Here is a 14778-nt window from a genome sequence, read left to right as displayed (position 1 = left end):
CTGTCAGCTGACTGCTACACTGCAAGAGCCGCTCCTATTGAGCGGCTCTTGTGGTTAGTGAGGTAACCAAATCATGAAACGGCAACCGGCTTGGCACTCTTCACGTTTTAACGGCATATTGTTAACCGCTGTTCTCACCCTTGGCCTACCGTTAACGGGGATGGCCGCACAGGAGCAGGATATGACTCAGATCCACATCACCATGGGCGGCACACCCGGCGCGGAATTTTCAGCCCAGTGGCGTATCACTCATAACGATGAAACTATCGAACACCCCGAAACACGTGGCACCGTACCCGCTGAATTTACCTTTGAAGGCACCACCTTAGAAGGCACAGTAAAACTGCTAAGCGAGGATGAGCGGTTAGACGTGAATATCTTGAAAGGTAATAACCGCTCGCGCTCCTCTACCCAAGGTAAAGGTGGCACGCTATCGGTAGTGGTGCGTTAAGCATAAAAAAACCGCCCCAAAAGGGGCGGTTTGAGAGCATTGGTCAACCAAGAATTAGTACTGAATGGTAGAGGCGCGGTTGCCACTGCCCACTTGAGTTACGCTGGCATTGGCGTTTACCGTACTACTTATCTGAGTGATGGTGGAGATGTTGTTCCAGCCATTTGCTGGGTTATGAGTTTGGCTTACAGTTGCAGTATGCATGCCGGCGCCAGTTTGCAGGATGAAAGACTCGTTGAATTCAGCTCCTGCAATACCAACACCATCCTGGAGAACGGTAGCTGTTTTACCATTACCATTTTGGATAATGAAAGAAACGTCACCTTCACCGAACTGGCCTACTAATGCAGTATTGCCGCTACCATTTTGGAAGATATCAGACTCACCATCTGTACCTAACTGGGCCACTCCAGCAAAGTTGTTGTCTCCATTTAACTGAGAGACATAAGAATCATTGTCCATTCCGCTCTGACCAACTAAGGCGGTATTGGTATCTCCCGTACCTGCTGCGCCCTGCAGAATGTAAGAGCTGTTGAACGAGCCATCATCGGCTAAAACGGCTAAGTTACTGCTGCCTGCTTGTTTGATATGACTAATACCGTCATTTCCCACTTGAACCGCTAAGGCTTGGTTGGTATCCCATTGCTGACGAATATAGCTTTGGTTAGCTGAGCCAAACTGAATGGCAACGGCGTCGTTATTATCCGCACCACCGCCGACGACTCCTTGATTCACAATGGATTTGTGACCAACACCCACTTGGGTGACACTAGCGCCGTTGGCATCGCCACCGAACTGATCAACGCGAGATTGGTTTTCGTTGCCGGCCTGAATAACGTTGGCAACACCGCCAGTACTCAGATCCTGAGTAATATCGGAACGGTTAAGCGTACCGTTTTGTATTACATCAGCTTTCAAAGCATCGCCTGTACCGCTTTGGTTTTGTGTGATGTTGGATTCGTTTTGATCTCCACCACCCTGTAGCACACTGGCCGAGTTGCCTGTGGTGCCAGTCGCAGTTTGGGTGATAGTACTGTCGTTGTCACCTACTGCTGCCGTACTGCCGGGCATATTATCAAGGCCATTTGGGCCAGTCTGGTAGTTGTTGAAAGCGGAATCTGGTTGGAAGTTAGTTGGGAAGCCTACACCACCACCTACAGTTGGCCCCCACGCTGTGTCGTCAATAGGCGTATTGTCGTTATCTACGCCATAGCCACCGCCTTGTCCGCCACCAGCGCTGGTATAAGTTAGGTTATTGGTAGAAACAATCGTTGTTGCCATGGCCATGCTGCTGGAAAGTGCTAGTGCGGCAGCAATTGCGGTTAGTTGCAGTTTCATGGTGTTTCCCCTTTTTTCGATCAACTTGCTTTGGTTGTTTACTGAGAAGCAGGTGGCAACTCAGTAGGTATCGATAGTGACCGGTCGTGCGCTGCCCGAGTAGTTTTGTTGCTGGACACTTACACCGCGTTGGCCACTGCCCGATTGTGAAATTGATACATCTCCACTAAAACCTAACTGGTAAATATCAGCCCTAAAAGAAAGGCTATTACCTTGTTGGGAAATATTAGCGTTATGGTTATTACCCACTTGCCAAATTACACCGATATTATTTCCATTGTTTTGGGTAATGTTTGCATGGTTATTATTACCACGCTGGTATATATGAGAGAAGTTGGCAGATTGGTAACTTGTAGAGCGCGACTGAAAAGTACTGGCTTGGTTTTGGTTTCCTCTCTGCTCTATAATGCTCACATTTTCTTGCATTAATGTAATGTCTATTTGATGAGCGTATTGAGCAACTCTAGTACTTTCTTCTATTGAAAAGTTATCACTATTAGCTTTTGCTGAAACAATATTGTTTATCAGCAAGCCAGCCACTATCAGCGAAGCGTAATAGCGCTTAACGCTTACTTTGCTTGTTGCTGAGTGAAGGCTTGATGATTTCATTGTTATTACCTTTTGAAACTTTGTGTGTCTTTTTGTTTCATGCATTGAGTGTGGACCATTTAAAAAATGGCACCATAAGAATATTTGTTAATGTTTCGATTATTTTTTTAATACTTTTTTATATTTATGGATTAAAATAGTAATAACGCATTGATTACATTATCGCCTTTTGAGATTTAATGTACTTAGATATTAAAAAAGCCACTCAAAGAGTGGCTTTTAATTTTTTTTTGTAATGATGTTCCCTTGTAAGAAAGCTACAGCATGGGGATTGGAGCATTTAAGTAGTCATTTAAAATGGATTCTTGAAGGCTAACCCCTGGCGCAAGATTCCATAGTCGATTTTCAATGCCTCTGGCAATAAGATGAATAACGGCAGACTCTATTGCTGACATTACTGCGAGCTGGACAGGTTCATTAGCCGTAATGCCAGCCTCAGCTTCTAGTAAGCGGCTAAAATCAATAAAGCGATACACGCCTGCTCGTAGTTCTTTTGAATAAATGGTCTTGGTCGTGGTGACGTTGGCTAATATTTCACCGGTTGATATTTCTACCGCGCGTAAATTAACCGTCACCTGATCGACCTGATACTGGCCTGATGCCCCAATGCCAAAATATTCAGCACCTGCTCCCCCAGTTCGTATGTTCGATTCATAAGCAATAATGCCGCCTTCTAGCATGACTGACGCTGCTCTTAACGATGGCAGCGTATCGGGCTGTCCAAAGCGTTCGAACTCTGCGCGAATAATGCGGCGTTCAGTTAACAAGTTTTGAAGCCCGACGCGCTCAAGTGGAATAAACCAGCCCGAGTCAGATAGCGAACCGGTAAGCATCGCTGCTGCCCCCTGTGTTACCGCCGTTGAGAATGTGCTGGCAGGGGCTGGCCGGTATTGTCCTGTTTGATCGCGGAAATCATAAACAGAGACAAAAATCTTTCCTGATGGTGGCGGGAGCGATACAAGATCCTGATACGTAGCCCCTCTAGGTGTGAGTGTTGCTTCAGCACCTTCTAAATTTTCAGACGTTGCCACCATTCCTGCACAGCCACTCAGCAGGCTAGCGATGACAATTGAGGCGATAATTTTCATAATGATCCCCTGACAAAGCAGATAGCGTTAGTCGGTATTACTTGTTTTTAGCGGTTGGCATTGTTTTTAGTGTTAAGGATTAAATAAACCGCCAACGCTAATTTCTGTAACGTCTCCAGTGACTTTATCAACCACCCTAACAACTAACTGACCACTGTTATCGCTTACAACAACGCCAAATTCATCGCTATCAAAGCTCCCCTCACTGACTTCGCCTCGGCTTACATCGGAAATTAGCTGCGATATTAATCGGCTTTCTAAGCTTTGTAATAAGCGTTGAGTAGAAGAAAGTGTTTGACCACTTCGCACATTTGGGTCGGTGTTGGTATCTTGTGCTTGTGCTTTACCCAGTAGGTAACTGCCTACAAATGGATCGCCGCCAAAAGAAGGGTTAATAGGTTGATAAATTAACTCTCCCGAATGTGCGTTCATTCCTATTCCGATTGTTGCTATAAAGGTCGCACAGCTAATTTTTATACGGTTTTTCATTAGAATAACTCCTCTTTTCCCAAGTCTTTATCTGAGGTAAGGGCAGATGCCAGCTGCTGCTGGAGGAGTGCCTCCTCAACGATTTCTACAGCGTCTCCTGCTACGCGGTCTGCTTCGCTAATCCTTGGAGAAAGCTGTGCTCTGAAGTACATCCGGTTGCCTTCCACGATGGCAATTTGGCTACCCCAGCGGGCATCGGGACGCTCTTGAATGGTAATCGTGGCATTACCGATGATGAGGTTATCCATTGCCCGCTGGCTGAAAGCGCGATAGAAGGTCTTGCCAGCCATGGTGACGGTACGGTCGACCATGACGCCGGTTAATTCGCTACTTCTATTTTGGCGTTCTTGTATTTCTGGGCCGTCTGGGCTTGATAGTTGGTTTATTGCTTCGACTTCTTCCTGTTCGTTTGCTAATCCACTCGTTGTTAACGTAAAACTGCTAATAAAAACAATCAGTAAATAGCGAAGTTTACTCATGGCTATATTACCTTTGAAGGAGGCTATCGATGGCGCTGTAAACTACGCGCAGTTTCAATATTCGGCAGAATCGGCCCGAGATTTTGATGAATCCAGTTAAGCGCTTGAATTCGGTTATGCACGTTTATTTTGCGGAAGATATTATAAAGGTGAGACTTAACAGTATGTTCGCTAACACATAGTTTGTCGGCAATTTGATGATTAGAAGAACCTATGCTTAATAAAGAAATGATTTCCATTTCTCGGCTGGTTAAACCACAGGTGGGGCGAAATGCGTTGCTTTGGTATTTACGGTAAAAAAGAACTAGTTTTGCCATTAAGTCCCGAGACATCCACAGCTCATCATTGAGTAACGCGTGGATACCTTTGCAAAATACCTCTAAGCTCTCATTACGATAAAATATTCCTTTTAACTGAGTACAAGCGAGAGCTTCCAGTGCATGATCCATATCGCGAATATTGAAGGCGGCGAGAGGGGTTTTTGCCAGCGTTTCTGGCAGCTTCTCTTGCCAGTCTGGCAATGCTTCTACACTAATATGATCACTGTCGATTAAGATGAGCAGCTGTTCGACAGGTGAAGACGGTATGGTGCTGTCTGGCGAGTAAATGCTAATTGAGCAATGAGTATGATCGAGCAAATAGTCTGCAAACAGCTGTGACTGCGGACTTTGTTCGGTAATGAGATACACCAAACCTATGGTCTTTTCCTGTGACATCGGGAAGTCCTCGTGGAAAGAAAGAGTGAGCAGGTGTTCTTTGAAGTGTTGCTTATAAGATACATTCCGTAAAGTTTTGTTATTAGAAAACTGGTAAATCCAATTTGAATATATATATAGTTTTTTGGAATAAATCATATAAGACCATGTTTAAAAAGTACTTATTATTAATATAAGTGGTATATAAATTAGTTTTTGATAATTACATTTGGTAACAAATAGTCTGCTTTAGAAGCAATTTTGTTCTATGTAAACTCATTACTCTTCCTTTTGGAGATATCTCTATGGCCTCGTCCAGTACCTTAGTTTTAGCCAGTGGAAATGCAGGAAAACTAAAAGAATTCAACCAATTACTAGCACCTCTTGGGTTCGATGTTTGTCCGCAATCCGAGTTCGGTGTACGAGATGTGGAAGAAACGGGGCTTACATTTGTAGAAAACGCACTATTGAAAGCTCGTGAAGCAAGTAAAATCAGTGGGTTACCTGCATTAGCAGATGATTCTGGCCTTGAAGTGGATGCACTTCACGGTGCGCCAGGTATCTATTCAGCACGTTATGCCGGTGAGCCTAAAAGTGATGAGCGAAATAATGAAAAGTTATTAACTTCGCTCAGTAACTATGCTGAAGGCCAGCGTAGTGGGCGTTATTGGTGTGTATTGGTGTATTTGCGCCATGCAGAAGATCCTGTGCCAGTTATTGTGCAACGTAGCTGGGAAGGCGAAATTCTGGCCCACCCTCGCGGTAACAGTGGTTTTGGCTATGACCCTCTTTTCTGGCTACCGGATCAAGGAATGAGTGTTGCCGAGCTATCTAGCGAAACCAAAAACCGTCTCAGTCATCGTGGCCGGGCATTACAGGGCTTAGTTGAGCTTTTGAAGGTGGCGCATGGCTGAGCCATTGCCACCTTTATCCCTCTATATCCATACACCATGGTGTGTACGTAAGTGCCCGTACTGTGACTTTAATTCTCACGAGCCAAGCTCTCGTGAGCTGCCTGAAGCCGCTTATCTGAATGCCCTGTTGAATGATTTGGACGGTGATTTACACCTGGCCAGCGGGCGAGAAATTCAAACGATATTTATTGGCGGTGGCACGCCAAGCCTGTTATCGCCAAACTTTTATGATCAATTATTCAAAGAGATACGCCTCCGATTGCCGTTCTCTTCTGCTATTGAAATTACTCTAGAAGCGAATCCTGGCACGACCGAGCAGCAGCGTTTTGTTGGTTATCGAGAAGCTGGGATCAATCGGTTGTCTTTGGGAGTTCAGAGCTTTCGTCCTGAACAGCTTAGCGCCTTGGGGCGTATTCATAGCGGCCAAGAAGCAGTCAATGCTGTTCGCCAGGCGCGCGAGGCGGGGTTTGATAATCTCAATATTGATCTAATGCATGGATTACCCAAGCAAACCCCAGCTCAAGCGATGGAGGATATTGATCAAGCATTAGCCTTGGAACCAGAGCATCTCTCCTGGTACCAGTTAACGCTTGAACCCAATACGGCATTTTTCTCTCACCCGCCGGTGTTACCAGAAGAAGAGGCACTCTGGGATATTCAGGAAGCGGGGCATCAACGTCTCGAACAAGCCGGTTTGCGGCGCTATGAAATCTCCGCCTACGCGCAGCCAGGACAGCAAAGCCGCCACAACATCAACTATTGGCAGTTTGGCGATTATTTGGGTATCGGGGCGGGTGCCCATGGAAAGCTGACGACGGTCGATAGTCAGGGGAAGCGGCATATTGAAAGGCGTTGGAAAACACGTCAGCCAGAGGCGTATTTACGCCGTTCAAATGATCCGCGTGGCTTTGTGGCCGGCAAGCAGCCGATAGCAACGCAAGAACTGCCCCTTGAATTCGCGATGAACGCGTTACGTTTAACGGATGGAGTGACAATGGAGGTCTGGGCCGCCCACACAGGTCTTCCCCACTCCGTGTTACTTGCTCGGTTACAAAGCGCGTACGAAAAAGGACTTTTAATGGAAATGCCCGAAAAGCTGCGTGCATCGCCTCAAGGTCTATTATTCTTGAACGAATTGCTGACATTAATAAGCGATGAGTGATCAGCGATATATAAAGCAATTACCCTGTAGATTATCAAGGAGTGAGTGATGCGTATTTCTCGACTACTGACCCCACTGGCAGCAGCCATTTTATTAGCTGGCTGTGCTACCTCGGACCCTTATGGCGGTCAGACGCAGCGCTCTAGCACTGCGATGGGATCGGGCATTGGCGCGGCCATTGGTGCAGCTGCCGGGGCGCTATCTGGCGATGGCAGCACTAGCCGTCGTGACCGCGCATTGATTGGTGCAGCGGTAGGTGCTGCAGCGGGTGCCGGTGTAGGTGTTTACATGGATCGTCAGGAGCAACAGCTGCGCCAAAATCTCCAGGGCTCACGTATTGAGATTGATCGTCGTGGTGACGATATTGTGCTTAATATGCCCAGTGGCGTTACTTTTGGTTTCGACTCTGCCGACCTTACCAGTGAGGCACGCAACTCCCTTAACCAAGTTGCCAATGTACTGACTCAGTACCAGGATACCCGCGTCAACATTGCTGGCCACACTGATAGCACCGGAGATGCAAACTATAACCAGCGTCTGTCTGAGCGCCGTGCTCAGTCCGTGGGTAATTACCTTAGCCAAAACGGCGTATCCTCTGCTCGATTAAACACGATGGGATATGGGGCAAATCAGCCGGTTGCTAGCAATAATTCTGAACAAGGCCGTGCGCAAAACCGCCGTGTTGAGATCACCTTAACCCCCACGGGAAATGGCCAGGGTTAACGCTAACGATTTATGAGCTAACCTCAGCATTGCCGATGAATGCCCGCTATGATCACATAGCGGGCATTTTTTCGATTCATTGTTAGCGAGCGACTATGCTGTCCTACCAACACGCTTACCATGCCGGTAACTTTGCCGATGTGCAGAAACATTTAACGCTTTACGCGGTGGTTGATTATTTATTACGTAAAAAATCAGCCATTACATATATAGATACTCATGCGGGGCGAGGTCTCTATCCCCTTGGTACTAAAGAGACTCAGCGGCTTCAAGAGTACCGTGAGGGCATCTGGCCTCTATGGCAAGCAAGTGGACAGCTAACGGATCCTTTACTAAACGGTTGGCTAGCCACGCTAGGGTCTGCCCAGCCCCATGCTTCCGAGCTTACCCATTATCCTGGCTCGCCTTGGTGGCTCTCTCAGCCGCTTCGTGAGCAAGACCGCCTTACGCTATTTGAGCTTCATCCTGGTGAGCATGAGCACTTAAGCACCCAATCGCTTCCCCCGCAGGCGCAGAGAATTTATGGAGATGGCCTAGCAGGCTTAAGCGAGCTGGTGCCTGTTACAACGCCTCGTTTGTGTGTGTTGATTGACCCTAGCTACGAACGTAAAGCGGAATATCAGGAGGTGGTCGACGCGGTGACATATAGCCTTGCAAAAGTACGTCATGCGGTGCTACTGGTATGGTATCCACTGCTACCGGCAGGCAACCATCACACTCTGTTAAACGGCTTGAGAGAGAGTGGCATACGTAAAATTTGGCGCAGTGAACTTCATCGTCATACGCCCAACGAACAAAGCCATGGCATGTACGGTAGTGGAATGCTGGTGATTAACCCGCCCTGGGGCTTAGATGAGCGTCTAGCGGCGGCGATGGCAAACATAACGCCGCTGCTAGGCTCGGAAAGTGACTATCGTTCAGAGTGGCTGGTAGGCGAATAGCTGGTTGGCCACCACCGTTATCTATCAAAGCAAATGATTATTTACCAATACAGAAGCTGCCGAAAATTTCGCCGAGCAAATCGTCAGCGCTAAATTCACCGGTAATTTCGCCTAATGCCTGCTGGGCGTCGCGCAAGTCTTCGGCCAGCAGTTCTCCGGCACCGTAGCCATCTAGTTGGGCGCGACCGGTTTCTAGTGCAGCCATGGCGCGATCTAAGGCGTCTAAATGGCGACGACGGGCTGAGAATCGTCCTTCGGTAGTCGCAGAAAACCCCATGATGTCTTTTAAATGAGCTTTTAAGTTATCCACACCCACACCAGTTTTCGCGGATAGTCTTATCGTTGGTGTGGTTGTGGATAAATCAATACCAGCTTGTTCGGCGCTGGTATCAATTTTATTTCGCACCAGTGTTAGACGCGTTTGATCGGGGAGTCTGGCGACAAATTCCGGCCAAATAGTCATAGGATCGGTCGCATCAGTGGTGGAAGCATCTACCAATAGCAGCACGCGGTCGGCTTTTTCGATCTCTTCCCAAGCGCGGGCAACGCCGATTTTCTCTACGGCGTCGGGGGTGTCGCGCAGCCCAGCGGTGTCGATAATATGCAGTGGCATGCCATCAATGTGGATATATTCCCGCAGCACGTCACGGGTGGTGCCGGCAATGTCCGTGACAATGGCGGTATCTTGTTCGGTCAGTGCGTTGAGCAAGCTAGACTTACCGGCATTAGGTCGTCCAGCAATCACCACGCTCATTCCTTCGCGTAACAGTGCCCCTTGGCCTGCGGCTTTGCGAACCGCCGTCAGCGCTTGCTGAACGTTCTCTAAACGGTTGGCGACGTGACCATCGGCTAAAAAATCGATTTCCTCCTCTGGGAAATCAATCGCCGCTTCGACGTATACCCGCAGCTCGATGAGTCGCTCCACTAACGCCGAGATGCGCTGAGAAAACTCCCCCTGCAACGAGCGTACGGCATTTTCTGCAGCAGAACGGGAGGTAGCGTCTATTAGGTCGGCAATGGCTTCGGCCTGAGCTAGATCTAATTTGTCGTTTAGAAAGGCACGCTCTGAAAACTCACCTGGGCGGGCTAGTCGTGCGCCAAGCTGTAGGCAGCGTTCAAGCAGCATATCCATAATAATTGGCCCGCCATGTCCTTGCAGTTCAAGCACGTCCTCACCGGTAAATGAGTAGGGCCCGTTGAACAGCAGGGCAATGCCTTCATCAATAACGCTTTCAGCGGCATAAAACGGGCCGTAGTGAGCGTAACGAGGGGAAGGGCAGTGGCCCAGTACAGCGGCAGCGATATCGCGGCAGGCAGGCCCTGACACGCGAATAATGCCAACACCGCCGCGGCCAGGAGGGGTTGCCAGGGCGGTAATGGTGTCTTGGGTGTAAAGTCGATCGGCCATGGCGCTTCTCGTTGGTGTATGGCGAAGATTGTCGCGTTGTTCATCCTAAAACGCCAGACCCCCGCTAGGGCGGGGGTCTGGTGGTAGGAGAAGGGAGCGTATTACTTGGTTCGCAACCCTTTGCCGACGTTTGGATCATTCTCAATATTACGCGTAATTAAATACTGCTGCGCCACCGAGATGATGTTGTTGACGACCCAGTAGATAACCAGACCCGCTGGGAACCACAGGAAGAAGAAGGTGAAGATAATCGGCAGCATCTTCATAATCTTCGCCTGCATGGGATCGGGCGGTGTCGGGTTCAGCATTTGCTGAACGAACATCGAGATCCCCATCAGAATTGGCAAGATAAAGTACGGATCTTTCACCGACAAATCTTGAATCCAGAATATGAACGGCGCATGGCGAAGCTCAACAGACTCAAGCAGCATCCAATACAGCGCTATAAAGACCGGCATTTGCACCAGAATTGGTAAACAGCCGCCCAGAGGATTGATCTTTTCCTTCTGGTAGAACTTCATCATCTCTTGAGACATTTTCTGGCGGTCATCGCCATACATCTCTTTGAGACGCTGCATTTCCGGGCCAAGCTTACGCATACGCGCCATTGACTTGTAGGCTTTGGCGGATAGCGGGAACAGCACCAATTTCACTAGTACGGTCAGCAGTACAATTGACCAACCCCAGTTGCCAACGATGTCGTGGATCTTATCTAGTAACCAGAACAGTGGGTTGGCGATAAACCACAGCCAACCATAATCTACAGTTAGGCGTAGGTTGGGAGCGACTTGCTCAAGATAGTCTTGAACCTTGGGCCCCATATACAGCGTTGCGCTTAGAGTTGCTTCGCCGTCAGCGGCCACACTGCTAGTGGGGCCAGCAAACGCTACGACATTACGATCACGTGAATCGGTAGTGACATAGTAGAGATTCTGCTGATTTTGCGCCGGTGCCCAGGCTGAGACGAAGTAGTGCTGAATAATCGCAACCCAGCCGCCCTGCGCTTCACGATTTTCAAAGTTATGGCTCTGAATGTCGTCAAAGTCGATTTTTTCGTAGCGCGTGTCTGGCGTTGAGTAAGCCGCTCCCAGGTAGGAGTTCATACCCATCGCAACACCGCTTGAAGGGTCAGGGCTATTATCGCGAGCTAGCTGACCGATAAAGCGTGCGCTAATCGGTGATTCGGTGTTGTTGGCTAAGTAGTAACTAACGTTGACAGCGTAATTGCCACGCTCAAACGTCAATCGCTTAATAACTTCAACGCCGTTAACTTCCGCTGTTAAATCAACACTTAGCTGCTCTTCATTATTGCCTAAGCGGTACTCGGTACGCTCGGGCGTGAAGGCAATGCGGCTAGCCTGGCCGTCGAGTTGCAGACCTGAACGAGCGACGTAGCTACGCGTTGAGTTATCAGAAAGCAACACGTAGTTACGATCTGAATCCAGCGTTAGCTTATGCTGCGGTAGGGCTGCGTACACAATATCGCCACCATGTGGGTCAATGCGTACGTCGAGAACGTCGGTAGTAACAGCAATAAAGTCTCGGCTTGACGAGTCACTTTCCGCTTCCCCGGGCATGCCTTCACTGATGGCATTTTGGGGAGCTGACGAACTAGGAACCGATAAATCATCACTGCCAACATTATTGGCGGATGGGCCGTTGCTGCTTTGGGTAATTTCAGGCGTCGATTCGACGCTTGTTTGCCCATAATCCTGATTCCACTGTACAACCAATAAGTAGGCAAGTACTGCCAGTGGAATCAGTAATAAAAGTCGTTTTACGTCCATGAGGGTTCTGCCCGATGGGTGGTGAACATGCTAATGGCGCAGTGTCATTTACTCGACCTCATTTACTCGACCCATGACACACGAAAGCCTGCCAGGCGGCAGGCCGAGGTCGAGCGGCGAGGTGTGTCGTCAAGCGTCACGTGTTACGCCATTAGGCGGGGGAGATACAGACACCGCCTGTGCGTCGCGCTGAAGTCGTTTCCACATGCCATTTAGCTGGCGAGTAAGCGTTTCGTTATCAATATCTTGTACACCACGCTTTGCCAATATCACGATGTCCACAGAGGGCAGGTGATCCTGGCGGAGGCGAACAGACTCTCTAACGAGTCGCTTGAAGCGGTTGCGATCAACAGCGAGCTTCACATTTTTTTTGCTGACCACCAGTCCAACGCGGGGATGTCCCCGGGTACTCAAACGCGCTAGCGCCATCATACCTTTGCCATGAACCTTCAGGTCTGCTTGTTCAAACACGTGACTAAAATCCCCAGCGTTTAGCAAACGTAAGCACCGGGGAAAGCCTTGATGCGGCACACGCAATCCGAGATCAGGCGCTCAGACGCTTGCGGCCTTTGGCGCGGCGGCGTGCGATAACGGCACGGCCGTTTTTGGTTGCCATACGAGCACGGAAGCCATGCGCGCGCTTGCGCTTGAGAACGCTTGGTTGAAAAGTGCGTTTCATAACTCGTTATTCCCACGTGGTTTAGGACGGAAAGTGAATTCCAAAAGACCCGGTCCAGTGAGGAACCAGCCGGGGAGTTTCAATTCAAGACCGGAAATTGTAGAGACTTCCCGCGTCAGGTGCAATTTTTCCTTGCATAAAAAGCATGAAAAAGGCAATGGGAGCCTTTTGTGCATCGCTATCGTGGCTCTTTGTCGTGACACTACTATTACTAATGAAGTTATTTAAAGATTACTGTTATTAATAGTGGGGATACTTATTGTGGATAAGCCATTTTAGCTGATTTTTATCAACATCTTAAAATCATAAAAAATCTGTGCATAACCTTCGGATAAGCTTTAAATAAGCTGTTAATTTGATGTGTTCAACAGGTTATAAAACACCTCAGATCAGTTTTGTCCTTGATCCATTACCAGTTTTTCCTTATCTCTTATGAATAGTTGTCCACAGGTCAAAAAGAGGCTTGAGTGCGTGTGGATAACCGCTTCGTTGGGCGCTACAATGGTCGGCCGTTTTCAACCGATGGTGAGATGAGTGTCACTCGCGCTTTGGCAACAGTGCCTGGACTACCTGCAGGACGAACTGAATTCACAGCAGTTCAATACCTGGATACGTCCGCTGCAGGCAGAAGAAGGAGAGACCAATGAGCTACGCTTGTTGGCGCCGAATCGCTTTGTGCGCGACTGGGTGAGTGATAAGTATTCAAAGCGTATCAGCGAGCTGATGCGCGAGCTTGCACCATCCAAGCCTCCCAAAGTCAGTTTGACGGTAGGTAGCCGCCGTGTGGCAGCACCTGCTCCACAGCCGAGAGATTTAGGTAACCCGGTCTCAGCGTCTCCCTCAAGGCAAACATCGCCCGCGGTTCATACACCGCCAAGGGGAGACCTTGCTGATGAACGTGAAATTGATCAACTGCGGGAGGAGTCATCGGGTCGGCGCGTTAATGAGCGACAGGTGCAGGTTGAAGGCAGCCTTAAACATGGTAGTGGTCTTAATCCTAATTTTACCTTTGATACATTTGTTGAGGGTAAATCGAACCAGCTTGCCCGTGCTGCATCCCGTCAGGTATCTGAAAATCCTGGCGGCGCCTATAACCCGCTATTTTTATATGGTGGCGTTGGTTTAGGTAAAACACACTTGATGCATGCGGTTGGTAACGCTTTGGCTGGCCGCCGTGAGAATGCCCGAGTGGTATACCTACACTCTGAGCGCTTTGTCGCAGATATGGTGAAAGCACTTCAGTTAAATGCGATCAACGACTTCAAACGCTTTTATCGCAGTGTTGATGCGCTACTTATTGATGATATTCAATTTTTTGCTGGTAAAGAGCGTTCCCAGGAAGAGTTTTTCCACACCTTTAATGCGTTATTAGAGGGTGGCCAGCAAATGATTCTTACGTCTGACCGCTACCCAAAAGAAATTAGCGGTGTGGAAGAGCGTCTGAAATCACGCTTTGGCTGGGGCCTGACAGTGGCTATTGAGCCACCAGAGCTTGAAACCCGCGTAGCAATTTTGATGAAAAAAGCAGATCAGGCGAAAGTTGATCTCCCACACGACGCTGCCTTCTTTATTGCCCAAAAGATTCGCTCAAACGTTCGCGAGCTTGAAGGCGCACTGAAAAAAGTTATTGCAGACTCGCATTTCATGGGTAAAACCATTACCCAGGACTTTATTCGCGAATCGCTTAAAGACCTATTGGCGTTACAAGATAAGCAGGTAGGGGTTGATAATATTCAGCGAACGGTTGCTGAATATTACAAAATTAAAGTCGCTGACCTGCTTTCTAAACGCCGCTCTCGTTCCGTTGCGCGGCCAAGGCAAGTTGCTATGGCGCTAGCAAAAGAGCTGACGAATCATAGCTTGCCGGAAATAGGCGATGCCTTTGGCGGCCGTGATCACACGACCGTGTTGCACGCTTGTCGTAAGGTAAAAGCGCTGCAAGAAGAAAATGCGGATATTCGTGAAGATTATAAGAATCTCCTTCGCCTGCTAACTAGTTAACCGTTATCGTTTGG

Annotated in this window: 16 protein-coding genes; 6 read left to right on the top strand and 10 right to left on the bottom strand. The window is 48.5% G+C overall.

The features are described from left to right. Window positions 1–73: 73 nt before the first annotated feature. Window positions 74–451 (top strand): hypothetical protein, encoded by a 378-nt coding sequence (locus tag L1X57_RS05745; protein WP_009723334.1) that lies wholly within the window; start codon window positions 74–76, stop codon window positions 449–451. Between the two features lie 54 nt (window positions 452–505). Here the strand turns inward: L1X57_RS05745 and L1X57_RS05740 are convergent, their stop codons facing one another. The 6 genes from L1X57_RS05740 to L1X57_RS05715 all read right to left on the bottom strand — a co-directional run bounded on the left by L1X57_RS05740 (window position 506) and on the right by L1X57_RS05715 (window position 5170). Next, window positions 506–1789, bottom strand: coding sequence for a hypothetical protein (locus tag L1X57_RS05740; protein ID WP_009723335.1), 1284 nt, complete (start codon window positions 1787–1789; stop codon window positions 506–508). Window positions 1790–1849: 60 nt separating this feature from the next. Beyond that, on the bottom strand, window positions 1850–2398 hold the full coding sequence (locus tag L1X57_RS05735) for a hypothetical protein (protein WP_009723336.1): 549 nt from the start codon (window positions 2396–2398) through the stop codon (window positions 1850–1852). Window positions 2399–2655: 257 nt separating this feature from the next. Further along, window positions 2656–3486, bottom strand: coding sequence for a CsgG/HfaB family protein (locus tag L1X57_RS05730; protein WP_009723337.1), 831 nt, complete (start codon window positions 3484–3486; stop codon window positions 2656–2658). A gap of 72 nt (window positions 3487–3558) precedes the next feature. Then, complete coding sequence (locus tag L1X57_RS05725; protein WP_009723338.1) at window positions 3559–3975, bottom strand: curli assembly protein CsgF; 417 nt, start codon at window positions 3973–3975, stop codon at window positions 3559–3561. Continuing rightward, the gene (locus L1X57_RS05720) at window positions 3975–4454 is read right to left on the bottom strand and encodes a CsgE family curli-type amyloid fiber assembly protein (RefSeq protein WP_009723339.1); all 480 of its coding nucleotides are present in this window, start codon (window positions 4452–4454) and stop codon (window positions 3975–3977) included. The genes L1X57_RS05725 and L1X57_RS05720 overlap by 1 nt, the downstream gene beginning before the upstream one ends. A gap of 23 nt (window positions 4455–4477) precedes the next feature. Further along, the gene (locus tag L1X57_RS05715; protein ID WP_009723340.1) at window positions 4478–5170 is read right to left on the bottom strand and encodes a response regulator transcription factor; all 693 of its coding nucleotides are present in this window, start codon (window positions 5168–5170) and stop codon (window positions 4478–4480) included. A 284-nt stretch (window positions 5171–5454) separates the two neighbouring features. On the opposite strand from L1X57_RS05715, the gene rdgB reads away from it, so the two are divergent. From rdgB to L1X57_RS05695, 4 genes are all read left to right on the top strand, one after another. Continuing rightward, window positions 5455–6063 (top strand): RdgB/HAM1 family non-canonical purine NTP pyrophosphatase, encoded by a 609-nt coding sequence (gene rdgB / locus L1X57_RS05710; RefSeq protein ID WP_009723341.1) that lies wholly within the window; start codon window positions 5455–5457, stop codon window positions 6061–6063. Next, window positions 6056–7225 carry a radical SAM family heme chaperone HemW gene (gene hemW, locus L1X57_RS05705; RefSeq protein WP_009723342.1) on the top strand — a complete coding sequence of 390 codons (1170 nt, stop codon included), beginning with the start codon at window positions 6056–6058 and terminating at the stop codon, window positions 7223–7225. The genes rdgB and hemW overlap by 8 nt, the downstream gene beginning before the upstream one ends. Before the next feature lie 48 nt (window positions 7226–7273). Next, on the top strand, window positions 7274–7948 hold the full coding sequence (locus L1X57_RS05700; protein WP_009723343.1) for an OmpA family protein: 675 nt from the start codon (window positions 7274–7276) through the stop codon (window positions 7946–7948). Window positions 7949–8043: 95 nt separating this feature from the next. Next, on the top strand, window positions 8044–8889 hold the full coding sequence (locus L1X57_RS05695; RefSeq protein WP_009723344.1) for a 23S rRNA (adenine(2030)-N(6))-methyltransferase RlmJ: 846 nt from the start codon (window positions 8044–8046) through the stop codon (window positions 8887–8889). A 37-nt stretch (window positions 8890–8926) separates the two neighbouring features. Here the strand turns inward: L1X57_RS05695 and mnmE are convergent, their stop codons facing one another. The 4 genes from mnmE to rpmH form a co-directional block, all read right to left on the bottom strand. Beyond that, window positions 8927–10297, bottom strand: a complete 1371-nt coding sequence (mnmE, locus tag L1X57_RS05690) for a tRNA uridine-5-carboxymethylaminomethyl(34) synthesis GTPase MnmE (protein ID WP_009723345.1) — start codon at window positions 10295–10297, stop codon at window positions 8927–8929. A 101-nt stretch (window positions 10298–10398) separates the two neighbouring features. Continuing rightward, the gene (gene yidC, locus L1X57_RS05685; RefSeq protein WP_009723346.1) at window positions 10399–12084 is read right to left on the bottom strand and encodes a membrane protein insertase YidC; all 1686 of its coding nucleotides are present in this window, start codon (window positions 12082–12084) and stop codon (window positions 10399–10401) included. A 129-nt stretch (window positions 12085–12213) separates the two neighbouring features. Further along, on the bottom strand, window positions 12214–12615 hold the full coding sequence (rnpA, locus tag L1X57_RS05680) for a ribonuclease P protein component (protein WP_083817057.1): 402 nt from the start codon (window positions 12613–12615) through the stop codon (window positions 12214–12216). A 13-nt stretch (window positions 12616–12628) separates the two neighbouring features. Beyond that, the gene (rpmH, locus tag L1X57_RS05675) at window positions 12629–12763 is read right to left on the bottom strand and encodes a 50S ribosomal protein L34 (RefSeq protein WP_009723348.1); all 135 of its coding nucleotides are present in this window, start codon (window positions 12761–12763) and stop codon (window positions 12629–12631) included. A gap of 534 nt (window positions 12764–13297) precedes the next feature. Here rpmH and dnaA point away from each other — a divergent pair. Next, window positions 13298–14764 (top strand): chromosomal replication initiator protein DnaA, encoded by a 1467-nt coding sequence (dnaA, locus tag L1X57_RS05670; RefSeq protein ID WP_009723349.1) that lies wholly within the window; start codon window positions 13298–13300, stop codon window positions 14762–14764. Window positions 14765–14778 lie beyond the last annotated feature (14 nt).

The organism is Halomonas sp. TD01 (genome assembly GCF_923868895.1).
In the GTDB taxonomy this organism is placed as follows: Bacteria; Pseudomonadota; Gammaproteobacteria; order Pseudomonadales; family Halomonadaceae; genus Vreelandella.
Note: the sequence above shows the minus strand (reverse complement) of the source record. Positions and strands in the feature narration are given on the sequence as shown.

Excerpts from the sequence above, each read along its gene's own strand:
- mnmE (WP_009723345.1), bottom strand. The coding sequence starts at position 10,297 with ATGGCCGATCGACTTTACACCCAAGACACCATTACCGCCCTGGCAACC.
- L1X57_RS05700 (WP_009723343.1), top strand. The coding sequence starts at position 7,274 with ATGCGTATTTCTCGACTACTGACCCCACTGGCAGCAGCCATTTTATTA.
- L1X57_RS05720 (WP_009723339.1), bottom strand. The coding sequence starts at position 4,454 with ATGAGTAAACTTCGCTATTTACTGATTGTTTTTATTAGCAGTTTTACG.
- L1X57_RS05725 (WP_009723338.1), bottom strand. The coding sequence starts at position 3,975 with ATGAAAAACCGTATAAAAATTAGCTGTGCGACCTTTATAGCAACAATC.
- L1X57_RS05735 (WP_009723336.1), bottom strand. The coding sequence starts at position 2,398 with ATGAAATCATCAAGCCTTCACTCAGCAACAAGCAAAGTAAGCGTTAAG.
- L1X57_RS05715 (WP_009723340.1), bottom strand. The coding sequence starts at position 5,170 with ATGTCACAGGAAAAGACCATAGGTTTGGTGTATCTCATTACCGAACAA.
- hemW (WP_009723342.1), top strand. The coding sequence starts at position 6,056 with ATGGCTGAGCCATTGCCACCTTTATCCCTCTATATCCATACACCATGG.
- L1X57_RS05730 (WP_009723337.1), bottom strand. The coding sequence starts at position 3,486 with ATGAAAATTATCGCCTCAATTGTCATCGCTAGCCTGCTGAGTGGCTGT.
- rpmH (WP_009723348.1), bottom strand. The coding sequence starts at position 12,763 with ATGAAACGCACTTTTCAACCAAGCGTTCTCAAGCGCAAGCGCGCGCAT.
- L1X57_RS05695 (WP_009723344.1), top strand. The coding sequence starts at position 8,044 with ATGCTGTCCTACCAACACGCTTACCATGCCGGTAACTTTGCCGATGTG.
- L1X57_RS05740 (WP_009723335.1), bottom strand. The coding sequence starts at position 1,789 with ATGAAACTGCAACTAACCGCAATTGCTGCCGCACTAGCACTTTCCAGC.
- rdgB (WP_009723341.1), top strand. The coding sequence starts at position 5,455 with ATGGCCTCGTCCAGTACCTTAGTTTTAGCCAGTGGAAATGCAGGAAAA.
- L1X57_RS05745 (WP_009723334.1), top strand. The coding sequence starts at position 74 with ATGAAACGGCAACCGGCTTGGCACTCTTCACGTTTTAACGGCATATTG.
- yidC (WP_009723346.1), bottom strand. The coding sequence starts at position 12,084 with ATGGACGTAAAACGACTTTTATTACTGATTCCACTGGCAGTACTTGCC.